Source organism: Pseudoalteromonas sp. 2CM28B, from assembly GCF_023161935.1.
Genome location: NZ_JALNTH010000075.1, coordinates 1 through 10,583, shown reverse-complemented (window position 1 = coordinate 10,583; position 10,583 = coordinate 1). Strand labels below are relative to the sequence as shown.

Here is a 10,583-nt window from a genome sequence, read left to right as displayed (position 1 = left end):
TTTATAAACCGGTGTTTAATGAAAGCTGGGAAGTCTAGAGGTACAAGCAAACATTGGGTTATTAAATTTAATAATTAGCTTTTAGCTAAATTTAGAAAAACTTTAAAGCTGGTAGTTTGATTATTTGAACTGACCTCTATATCTCCACCGTTTGCTTGCGCTAGAGCTTTAACTATTGCAAGCCCTAAACCTGCTCCGTCACTGTGTCGTTGCCGCGACTTATCAGGTCGATAAAAGCGGTCAAATAAATAAGGTAAATGCTCAGAAGGTATTCTCTCCCCTGTATTAATCACTGAAATGCATATTTTTTCAGCGGTGGTCATTTCACTGTTTACAGTGATTGATGAGCCTTTTGGAGCGTACCTAATTGCATTGGATAGTAAGTTTGATAATAATTGACGAAAGTGTAATTTGTCACAATAAAAACAAAGGTTTTGACCTTTTTTATTAAATGCAATCAATGAGTCTTCAGCCAAAGCGTCAAAATACTCAAATAACACTTCAATTTCATCATGGCTTTTTAGAGTGTTTTGAACTGGTTTAATTAGCCCGTTTTGAGTTTTGGCGAGCCAAAGCATATCACTAACCATTTTCGTTAATCGCTCGAGTTCTTCTAAGTTAGAAAATAATAATTCTTGATACTCTTCCAACTGCCTTTTTTTAGATAATCCAACCTGTGTTTGAGTAATTATATTCGTTAGTGGAGTTCGTAGTTCATGAGCAATATCACTAGAAAAATTTGATAAGCGAATAAATTCACCCTGGAGCCTGTCGAGCATTGAGTTAAACGACTGCACCATATTAACAAGCTCAATAGGCACTTTATTTTCATCAAGCCTTACATCCATCTTATTAGTTTGGATGTCATGCATTCTCTGACTCAAACCTCGTAAAGGGTTCAATCCTTGATGTATAGCAAACCAAGCCACCAATAAAATGAGTACCGCAGAGCCAAACATAATAGCCCAAAGGCTTTGTTGAAATTGATTGAGAAAGTGTAAATGAAAGCTCATGTCTATCGCTGTAGTAATTTTGTATTGCTGTTGCCCAGTACTTAAATTACTCACCAGAGCTCGGTAGGTGTGGGTATCATTTTGCCATGAGGTAATGTTGTTACGGTTAAAGCCAGCTGAAGAATTAGCACTCATTACAAAATCACTAAAATCTCGTTCAGAACTTTGAAAAATGAGCTCTCCTTTTGCGGTATTTACCTGATAGTAAACACCGTGATGACCCGCTACAGCGTTAGATAATTCATTTTTAAGTTTCAGGTTTGATTTATACTGTTGTCTTAAAACTAATTCAATAGATTGATTAATAACATGCAGTTCACTACTATCTTGCTGGAAAAAATGATGTTTTATCGAACTATTTATTAAGGTGGCAACTAAAGTTAAGCACGCAATAACGGTTACAGCCACAAACAACACAACACGCATCGTAAGTGATAAAGGCCGTGACTTAATAGCCATCAGTTTCAACCTCTAATTTATAGCCCATACCACGAACCGTATGAATTAATTTAACAGTAAAATCATCATCAACTTTTGCTCTTAGCCTACGAATGGCAACATCAATCACATTGGTGTCGCTATCAAAATTCATATCCCATACTTGGGAAGCAATTAACGAACGTGGCAGTACTTCACCTTCGCGCCGTAACAATAGTTCAAGTAAGCTAAACTCTTTATTACTCAATAAAATACGCTTGCCTGCACGTTGTATTTTTCGCTTTGGAATATCCATTTCTAAATCAGCAACTATCAGTATATCGTCAACTGTTTGTACTACACCACGGCGAATAAGAGTGCGTACTCTTGCTAAAACTTCAGCAAAAGCAAAAGGCTTTATTAAATAGTCATCAGCACCAAGTTCGAGCCCCTTTACTCTATCGTCTATACTATCGCGAGCAGATAAAAATAGTACTGGGGTTTTGTTATCTGCTTCACGTAGCGACTGTAAAATTTTCCAACCGGATACGTCAGGTAACATGACATCAAGTATTATTACATCAAATAAGTCGGTCATTGCTAGGTGATGACCGTCAAGTCCATTGCGCGCCAAAGAAACCTGAAAACCAGCTTCACTTAGTCCCTGTTTTAAATAATCTCCTGTCTTTGATTCATCTTCAACAACTAATAAGCGCATACAATTCCTTCATTAAAGTCCTAACAACTACCTCTGCAAATATTATGCAGTATCTGTCACTACAGCAACATGACACCAACATTACAACTTTGTAATGTTCGCGTCATGTTTAAGACAGGTCTATTTTCTATACTCAATACATATTCTGGTATGAAGGAGTAAGGAAATGGGGTTTAAAAAGTCATCACAACAGGTTAGCACACCACGAAGACGATTTGTTCAAGGCTTAATTGCAGGAGGTGTACTTGCTGCTTTTCCGAGTGTATTACATGCTGCATCATCTTTAGTAGCAGGAACAATAACAGGCACTGTGCCCGAACTTAGCGGCAAAGTAATTGATCTGGTTATAGATGAATCGCCGGTTAACTTTACTGGCGTAGTACGTATGGCGACAACTATCAATGGCTCTATACCCGCCCCTACCTTGCGCCTCAAAGAAGGCGATGAGGTTACTATTAGAGTAACAAATAAGTTATCAGTACCGAGTTCAATTCATTGGCATGGCATTATTTTACCGTATCAAATGGATGGCGTACCTGGTATCAGTTTTAAAGGCATTATGCCTGGCGAAACCTTTGTTTATAAATTTAAATTACAACAAAGCGGTACATATTGGTATCACTCACATAGTGGCTTTCAAGAAATGACTGGCATGTACGGTGCATTAATTATTGAACCGCGAGAAAAAGATATTATTAGTGCAGATAACGAGCATGTTATTCAATTATCTGATTGGACTGATGATGACCCAATGGCGCTGTTCCGCAAATTAAAAATACAGAGTGATGTATTTAACTTCAATCAGCCCACTGTTCCAGAATTTTTTGATGACGTTTCAAATAGCGGTGTTTCGAATGCTTTGCAACGCCGCAAAATGTGGAATCAAATGAGAATGAATCCTACAGATTTAGCTGACTTATCTGCATCAGCAATGACCTTTTTAATGAACGGTAGTACGCCAATGTCAAATTGGCGAGGAATGTTTAAAGTTGGAGAAAAAGTAAGACTTAGGTTTATTAATGGCTCAAGCAATACTTTTTTTGACGTTCGTATTCCCGAACTAAAACTAACAGTTGTACAAGCTGATGGGCAAAACGTTGAACCAGTGACAGTTGATGAATTTAGATTCGGCCCTGGTGAGACCTACGACGTAATTGTTGAGCCTAAAAATGATGCCTATACGATTTTTGCTCAAAGTATGGATCGCTCTGGTTACGCAAAAGGAACTTTATCAAGCTCGCCTAATATTGATGCGCCAGTACCTGCACTTGACCCTGTTGAATGGTTAACGATGACCGATATGATGGGCAATATGACCCACGGCGGTGAGCATTCTGCAATGGCAGGTATGGCTGGCATGTCAGGTATGAACTCTAAAGAAATGGATCATAGCGCTATGGAGCACGGTGCAATGGCGATGGATCATAGCAAACATGGTATGTCTGAAAACCCATTGGCAGTTGCCAGCACTAAAGTGCGTCATGCCAAAACGGAGTATGGAGCTTCAGTTGATATGCGCGTTGATATGCCTAGAACAAATCTTGATGATCCTGGTATTGGTTTACGTAAAAATGGTCGCCGTGTTTTAACACTTGCAGATTTACACTCACTTGAAGGGATCACTAACCAGCAAGAGCCAGAAGCTGAAATTGAGTTGCATTTAACCGGAAATATGGAACGTTATAGCTGGTCATTTGATGGCTTAGAATTTGGTAAAAGCACGCCAGTGCATATGAAGCATAACCAACGTTTAAGAGTTATTTTACAAAACGATACCATGATGACGCACCCTATGCATCTGCATGGTATGTGGAGTGATTTAGAAAACGAGCAAGGTGATGTGCAAGTGCGACGTCATACAATACCTGTTCAACCCGCACAAAGAATCAGCTTTTTAACCACCCCTCACGATGTAGGGCGCTGGGCTTGGCATTGCCATTTATTATTCCATATGGATGCCGGCATGTTTAGAGAGGTAGTCGTATCATGAAACAATTAAAACTATCTAAATCATTTAGTTTATTAATGTTAACTGGGGCTTCATTAATTAGTTTCCCTTTATTAGCGCAAAGTGAAATGGCACAAATGAATAGCGCTAAGATGCAACCACAAGGAGGAAGTGCACCTAAAGATGCAAGAGACCCCCATGCTTACTCTGCGGGAACAACTTTAACAGAAGGCCCATATGCGCTTGAGGGCAATGAGCGATTAACACTCGCTGATGAGCATCCATTTTACGCATTACTAGGCGATCGTCTTGAATATAACGAGCAAGCAAACGCAGGTGTATTTGACTTACAAACATGGTACGGCACTACCTTTGATCGATTGGTAATTAAAACCGAGGGTGATTTCAGCGAAGGAAGTATTGAAGAAAACCAAACCGATATTTTATGGGGTCACGCCGTATCAGCATATTGGGATACTCAAGCAGGTGTTCGTCTTGATTACAATAAAGAAGGTGAAAATCGGCAATGGTTGGCTTTTGGCTTACAAGGTTTAGCCCCTTATTGGTTTGAACTTGATATGACAGCATACGTAGGTGAGCGAGGCAATACCGCATTTACGTTAGAGGCAGAGTACGAACTATTACTCACGCAAAAGCTAATTATACAACCGCGAGCCGAAATTACACTTTATGGCAAAAACGATAAACAAAACGAACTTGGAAGTGGCCTATCAAGCAGCGCGATTGGCTTTAGGGTTCGTTATGAATTTACACGCCAGTTTGCGCCCTATATTGGCGTTGAATGGAGCAATAAATTTGGCAATACCGCCGACTATGCCACATCAAGTGGACAAAGTAGCAACAACACCGCATTTGTTACGGGTATTAAATTTTGGTTTTAATCATTTTAAATAAGAGGTAATTATGAAGTTTTTTAATTCTGCAGTAGCTATTTTAGGTTTAGTACTTACATTTTCCGCATCAGCGCATATATCACTCAAGCAATCAACACCTGCGAAAGAAGCCATGTTAATGAAAAGCCCAGAGCAACTTTCGTTAACTTTTGGTGGTGAAGTAAGGCTAGCAAAAGTCATCATCAAAGATGAAAAAAATAAATCAATAAACTTTGATTTCAAACCAAGCTCTACCCCAAGCACAGACTTTAGTTGGTCATTGCCGAGCTTAGTCCAAGGCACTTACACGGTTAAATGGACAGCACTGGGTGGTGATGGACATAAAATGACCGACACGTTTAGATTTATGGTACACAAAAGTGAATCGCATAAGATGATGCAAGTACAATCTAATACCCACAGCAAACATAATCATTAAGTAGCAACATAATGCAATTAAGTGAATGGTCAGTACTCTTACTATTATTAAAACTAGCAAGCTATATCGCAATTTCAGGGCTTGCGGGCACTTTATTAATGCGCTTTATGTGTGGCAACAGCAATGTTGCAGGGCATCACTTAATTAGCTTTTATCAGTTCTTAAAACGTTGGCAAATTACGTGTGTAGTTACAGGTAGTATTGCTGCACTTTTACAAGTACCAATAGAAGCTGGAGCAATGGCTGAATCAGGCTTTATGGGAATGTTTGACCCCTTTATGCTTGAAATTGTTTGGCAATCAGTCATAGGTGACCAAGCAACGTTTAGAATACCAGCGCTTATTATTGCTCTAATTAGCGCATGTATGTGGAGTGTGGAATCAGATGATAACGTAGCAGGTTATAAAAACGTTGCCGTTATACTAATCATGCTTGGGTTTATCGCTTATAGCTTCACTTTTACTGGGCACAGTGCAAATGAAAATGGGTTAGTGAAAAGTATTTTAACCTTTCACCTTATTGCCATTGCGAGCTGGTTAGGGTCATTGTGGCCGCTTTACAAAAGCTGCACTTTACTACCTACCAGTGAAGTAAAGCGGTTAATGCATTACTTTGGTCAACTCGCTATTGTTATTGTATTTGTACTACTTATTTCGGGCTTAACTCTGCTCCTGCAGTACCTAGAGTCATTTTCTGCATTGTTTACATCAGATTATGGGCAACTAATTTTATTAAAGCTGTTACTCGTCAGCGCGATGCTGCTCCTAGGTGCATGGCATAAGCTTTTTTTAGTCCCGCAAATCACTCAACAACACCATATAAGTATATTAAAACGCTCGATTACTGTTGAAATAGTAATTGCCCTGTTTGTACTTATTACAACAAGTGTATTTACCACACTTGTTGGTCCGCCTATTTAACGATTAATAAAAAGGGAAACGTATGTTAATTAAATCCTTTAATTTAAAAATTTTATTGCTACTAATTTTTAGCACTGTTAGTTCTTTTACTGTTAGTGCACATGACGATGAAAAATATTCAAAAAAAGGCAAGGCCTTTGTCAATGTTGATAGCGAGGCTGCAAAAACAGTCAGCCTATTTCATGCATCTCTAAAACAAGGTAATCGCGAAGCTGCACGTAAATTACTGGCCGACGATGTCATCATTTTTGAAGGCGGAAGTGTTGAGCGTTCTGCAGATGAATACGCGAAACATCATATGATAGCGGATATGAAATTCTTAAGTGCTGTTAATAGTGAACTACTAGAGCATCAAGTTTACACAAATGGAGACATAGCTTACTCAATTTCAAGAAGTAAAACTCAAGGAAAGTACAAAGGAAAAGATATTAAGTCTATGGGAATGGAATCAATCACATTAAAAAACACCGATACAGGTTGGAAAATCACTCATATTCATTGGTCAAATTAAGGAGTTAACAATGCGAGTAATCTACATTACCTCAGCGTTATTTTTATCATTAACTATGTCATTTTCGGCGATAAGTATCGAAAAACAACATAAAGCATTAATAACTTATGAGAATTCAGAAAAACCTAAAATTGAGCTTACCGTTTATAAAAGTAAAAATTGTGGATGTTGTAATAAGTGGATTGCTCATTTGAGCGAAAACAATATTCAAACAAAAGCAATTAACGTCAATGACATGGGGACGATTAAATCTCAGTATCAAATAAAACCAAATATGCGGTCATGCCATACAGCCGTTTCAGCCGATGGATTTGTATTTGAAGGTCATGTTCCCGCCAAACATATAAAACAGTTTTTAGCTGAACAACATCCTGAAAAGACGATAGGGCTCTCTGTTCCCTCTATGCCTGCTGGTACGCCAGGTATGGAAATGGGCGATCGCTTTTATAAATATAATATTGAAATGCTTACGCACGATTTACAGCAGAATACTTATAAGCATATTAGCAAATACGCTGAGCAGTTTTAACACTTATGGCACAACTCTTGATGTAATATTAAACATTGATTCAATGATTAAATATATAGTGGGTTTACGCCTAATAACCTGTAAGAATTACCCATTGGTATAAATGATATACAAAGTAAATGATATACAAAGTAAATGATAGAAAGGAGCCATCTAATGTCGCAGTATTTAAAGTTTTTCTTAATGATAGCCACATCAACATTAGTCATGTTTGTACTGATGTATTTGAATACTTATCAGCTAAGTCATGTTTTTTTTAGTGAAACTCGTACTTATATGGCGCTTTATATGGGAGCCATGATGGCAGTGATAATGCTACTTTTCATGCTCAATATGTATAAAGATAAAAAGAAAAATATAACAGTACTCATTGCTAGTGTTACCGTATTTGCGGGAAGTTTATTTTTAGTTCGATCACAAGCGACTGTTGATGATAGCTCATGGATGTCGGCGATGATCCCACATCATTCAATTGCAATACTCACCAGTGAAAGGGCAAAAATCAAAGATAAGCGAGTCCAAGAGCTTGCAACAAATATTATTGAGGCACAGCGTCGTGAGATTAAAGAAATGCAGTGGTTACTAAAGGATATAGAGAAAAATGGCCTAGCAGAAACTCAGGAGCAAGCACAATCTAGGACCGTACCGGATTTTAATGCTAAGTAAAATTTTATACCAATACATAAAATGGAGCTAAACATGAGTAAATCAGCCCAACTTTTTAGAATGGCCACAGATGAGCATATTTGTCCGTTTGGTTTAAAATCAAAAGACCTACTAGAGCGAGAGGGATATACAGTTGATGATCAGCTATTAACTTCTCGAGAGCAAACAGATGAATTTAAAAAACAACACAGTGTAGAAACTACACCTCAAGCATTTATTGATAATAAACGTATAGGTGGCTATGACGACTTACGCGATTACTTTGATAAGCCAAAAGCTGGGCAAGAAGGTACAACTTACACGCCCGTGATTGCGATTTTTTCGGTTAGTTTTTTGCTTAGTGTGGCATTTAGTTTTGCAGCGAATAATAGCTTATTATCAATGCAAACCGCTGAACTGTTTGTAGCCCTAACAATGGCAGTGTTAGCAATACAAAAGCTTCAAGACTTATTTAGCTTTACTAATTCATTTATAACCTATGACTTAGTCGCTATGAAAGTAGTCAGGTACGCCTATGTTTACCCATTTTTAGAAGCATTTGTTGGCATTGGAATGATAGCCGGATTACCAGCCTATATTATTGCCCCTATTTCATTGTTCATAGGTGGGGTTGGTGCTGTTTCAGTGATAAAAGCAGTCTATATAGATAAACGAGAGTTAAAATGTGCGTGTGTAGGCGGTGACAGTAACGTACCACTAGGGTTTATCTCCCTAACAGAAAACCTGTTTATGATCGCTGCCGGTATTTGGATGTTTGTTAAGTAAACAACAGCTTTAATTTAAAAACATGATGATGTACTAGTGTGATTACCAAGGGATTATGTCGCTCTAATTACCGAGCGACTTTGTCGTAAATAGCATATCAGCTGTACTAGCTCATATCAGATCTTACAGTTTAAGTGAATAAGTTTAGACTTCATCAGGCAGACTGCTATGAGCGAGAAGCAGACGTCCATACAAACTCGTTTTTGGACATAAATACGTTAGAGTATCTAATCAGTAACGTCCTTTGTTGAAGCGTTTGTTAGGATTCTCTTCGACTAGGGTGAACTTTTTCTTTCAATATAGTAGTCAATTGCGCAAGGTTTAACGGCTCATAAGACAAAGTTTGTCTTATTGGTTCAAATGCACTTAACATTCTTTTATGACCGTCAATTGAAGGGCAATGACTATTGAAGCTCCGACCACTAAACTCTTGAAATCTTTCCAATTCGTTAACTAGAAACATTGCTGTTCCCATATACTCAGTTTCATTATTACCATCAAAACCAATGAATTTGGGGTCTTTACCAAAATAAGGAACGTCAGATTCTAGTTTGGCTTTTTCTTCTTCGTTCAGCTTGCTATAGGCGTGTTCTATAAAGCTCCACATATCTAAAATATCAACAACCTCTTTAACAATTTCAGGATCGTCCGACTCTTCAAATGGAATGCCACTGTATTTCCATTTTACGCCCCATAGTTGATCACTGAAAATAGCTGATTTAATAAAATCTGGTTCTATTTCACCTTTAACATCTAATTTTTCATAAAGCTCGCTAAGCATTAAAACAATTAATTTTTCGCCGTCTGATAATTTCATAGTTTTTCCTTTACTTTTTCCTTAAGCCCGTTCTTTTTTTTCATCGGAAAGCTGTTTAACAAAGGGCATAAAGTTTTGAATTTTGTAGTAGATACTTTTGCCATAATTTTTTTTGTCTTCAAAATTAATTGCTTCAGACAATGATTCAATGTCATCTTTTAAATCATTACAAAGTTCTTTTGCTTTGTTCTCAAAAAAATCAGTGAAATGACCGCTTTGTTCAAAAATGAAACTAGCATACACCTCAACTTCTTTTGCAATATCAGCGCAGTTAACTCCCTTGAGAAGTTTGGCATTACATGAAGGACCGACTTTTGACACAACAGATAAAACACGCTTTGTTTCGGAGTGAACTTGCGATACTTCAACCATTTTTCTACGGCTTATAAGTTCATCACGAAGCTTTTCTGCTTTACTGGCTGCGTTTACCGATTTCTTAGCTTCGACAAATGCCCATACAGCACCACCTATTGAAGCGATAGATCCGATTATTGAAATGACACTTTCCATGCTCAAAATTTGACACCTTTCTCCTTGAAGCCTAACGGCGTATTACCGAAAATTCCCGTTAACACTCAATGTGTCAATTTCCAGAATTATCAAAATACGATTTTTATTAATTTAATTATTAATAACTTACACATAGCCTAAAGGAATTACAATTTTTTTAGACTCTCCTATAACCGAGAATTTACTTATTCGAGAATGGGTAAAAGTACATTACGAAAACACGCATAAAAAATAGCTTTGAAATTAACAACTTAAATTTTATGAAAATTTTAACGAGAAGCTAATTATATTACATAACAAGAATTGATTATTTATTCATTCATTAATACTTTGAATACCTGCTTCGCTCAAAGCTGTCCTTAGAGTATTTACGTTAACTCGTCTTGGGGCAAAAACGAGTTGGACTGCCGAGCTTTCATTAGATACCTACTTATAAT

The 10,583-nt window shown here is 37.5% G+C and carries 12 protein-coding genes; 8 read left to right on the top strand and 4 right to left on the bottom strand.

The features are described from left to right. Positions 1–74: 74 nt before the first annotated feature. Entirely contained in the window at positions 75–1,472 is a 1,398-nt protein-coding gene (locus tag MTN96_RS36330; RefSeq protein ID WP_248534768.1) for a heavy metal sensor histidine kinase, read from the bottom strand. Further along, positions 1,462–2,148 (bottom strand): heavy metal response regulator transcription factor, encoded by a 687-nt coding sequence (locus MTN96_RS36325; protein WP_004588805.1) that lies wholly within the window; start codon positions 2,146–2,148, stop codon positions 1,462–1,464. Before MTN96_RS36325 ends, MTN96_RS36330 begins: the two co-directional genes overlap by 11 nt. A 166-nt stretch (positions 2,149–2,314) precedes the next feature. Here MTN96_RS36325 and MTN96_RS36320 point away from each other — a divergent pair, with 166 nt between their 5' ends. The 8 genes from MTN96_RS36320 (at position 2,315) to MTN96_RS36285 (ending at position 8,819) form a co-directional block, all read left to right on the top strand. Next, complete coding sequence (locus MTN96_RS36320; RefSeq protein ID WP_248534766.1) at positions 2,315–4,138, top strand: copper resistance system multicopper oxidase; 1,824 nt, start codon at positions 2,315–2,317, stop codon at positions 4,136–4,138. Further along, a complete protein-coding gene (locus MTN96_RS36315; protein ID WP_248534764.1) occupies positions 4,135–4,998 on the top strand; it encodes a copper resistance protein B in 864 nt (287 codons plus the stop codon). Before MTN96_RS36320 ends, MTN96_RS36315 begins: the two co-directional genes overlap by 4 nt. Positions 4,999–5,020: 22 nt before the next feature. Beyond that, the gene (locus tag MTN96_RS36310; protein ID WP_248534762.1) at positions 5,021–5,428 is read left to right on the top strand and encodes a copper resistance CopC family protein; all 408 of its coding nucleotides are present in this window, start codon (positions 5,021–5,023) and stop codon (positions 5,426–5,428) included. A gap of 11 nt (positions 5,429–5,439) precedes the next feature. Next, entirely contained in the window at positions 5,440–6,348 is a 909-nt protein-coding gene (locus MTN96_RS36305) for a copper resistance D family protein (RefSeq protein ID WP_248534760.1), read from the top strand. A 22-nt stretch (positions 6,349–6,370) separates the two neighbouring features. Further along, on the top strand, positions 6,371–6,859 hold the full coding sequence (locus MTN96_RS36300; protein ID WP_008109928.1) for a nuclear transport factor 2 family protein: 489 nt from the start codon (positions 6,371–6,373) through the stop codon (positions 6,857–6,859). A 10-nt stretch (positions 6,860–6,869) separates the two neighbouring features. Beyond that, the gene (locus MTN96_RS36295; protein WP_064387012.1) at positions 6,870–7,388 is read left to right on the top strand and encodes a DUF411 domain-containing protein; all 519 of its coding nucleotides are present in this window, start codon (positions 6,870–6,872) and stop codon (positions 7,386–7,388) included. Positions 7,389–7,544: 156 nt separating this feature from the next. After that, complete coding sequence (locus MTN96_RS36290) at positions 7,545–8,054, top strand: DUF305 domain-containing protein (RefSeq protein ID WP_024032683.1); 510 nt, start codon at positions 7,545–7,547, stop codon at positions 8,052–8,054. 33 nt (positions 8,055–8,087) lie between these two features. After that, positions 8,088–8,819: a glutaredoxin gene (locus MTN96_RS36285; protein ID WP_248534757.1), complete on the top strand. Its 732-nt coding sequence runs from the start codon at positions 8,088–8,090 to the stop codon at positions 8,817–8,819. 259 nt (positions 8,820–9,078) lie between these two features. On the opposite strand, the gene MTN96_RS36280 is transcribed toward MTN96_RS36285, so the two are convergent. Then, positions 9,079–9,636, bottom strand: a complete 558-nt coding sequence (locus MTN96_RS36280; protein ID WP_055011429.1) for a YfbU family protein — start codon at positions 9,634–9,636, stop codon at positions 9,079–9,081. A gap of 21 nt (positions 9,637–9,657) precedes the next feature. After that, the gene (locus MTN96_RS36275) at positions 9,658–10,146 is read right to left on the bottom strand and encodes a hypothetical protein (protein ID WP_055011428.1); all 489 of its coding nucleotides are present in this window, start codon (positions 10,144–10,146) and stop codon (positions 9,658–9,660) included. Positions 10,147–10,583 lie beyond the last annotated feature (437 nt).

Coding starts and splice junctions, on each gene's coding strand:
- MTN96_RS36320 (WP_248534766.1), top strand. CDS start 2,315: ATGGGGTTTAAAAAGTCATCACAACAGGTTAGCACACCACGAAGACGA.
- MTN96_RS36325 (WP_004588805.1), bottom strand. CDS start 2,148: ATGCGCTTATTAGTTGTTGAAGATGAATCAAAGACAGGAGATTATTTA.
- MTN96_RS36305 (WP_248534760.1), top strand. CDS start 5,440: ATGCAATTAAGTGAATGGTCAGTACTCTTACTATTATTAAAACTAGCA.
- MTN96_RS36275 (WP_055011428.1), bottom strand. CDS start 10,146: ATGGAAAGTGTCATTTCAATAATCGGATCTATCGCTTCAATAGGTGGT.
- MTN96_RS36295 (WP_064387012.1), top strand. CDS start 6,870: ATGCGAGTAATCTACATTACCTCAGCGTTATTTTTATCATTAACTATG.
- MTN96_RS36310 (WP_248534762.1), top strand. CDS start 5,021: ATGAAGTTTTTTAATTCTGCAGTAGCTATTTTAGGTTTAGTACTTACA.
- MTN96_RS36285 (WP_248534757.1), top strand. CDS start 8,088: ATGAGTAAATCAGCCCAACTTTTTAGAATGGCCACAGATGAGCATATT.
- MTN96_RS36330 (WP_248534768.1), bottom strand. CDS start 1,472: ATGGCTATTAAGTCACGGCCTTTATCACTTACGATGCGTGTTGTGTTG.
- MTN96_RS36315 (WP_248534764.1), top strand. CDS start 4,135: ATGAAACAATTAAAACTATCTAAATCATTTAGTTTATTAATGTTAACT.
- MTN96_RS36300 (WP_008109928.1), top strand. CDS start 6,371: ATGTTAATTAAATCCTTTAATTTAAAAATTTTATTGCTACTAATTTTT.
- MTN96_RS36290 (WP_024032683.1), top strand. CDS start 7,545: ATGTCGCAGTATTTAAAGTTTTTCTTAATGATAGCCACATCAACATTA.
- MTN96_RS36280 (WP_055011429.1), bottom strand. CDS start 9,636: ATGAAATTATCAGACGGCGAAAAATTAATTGTTTTAATGCTTAGCGAG.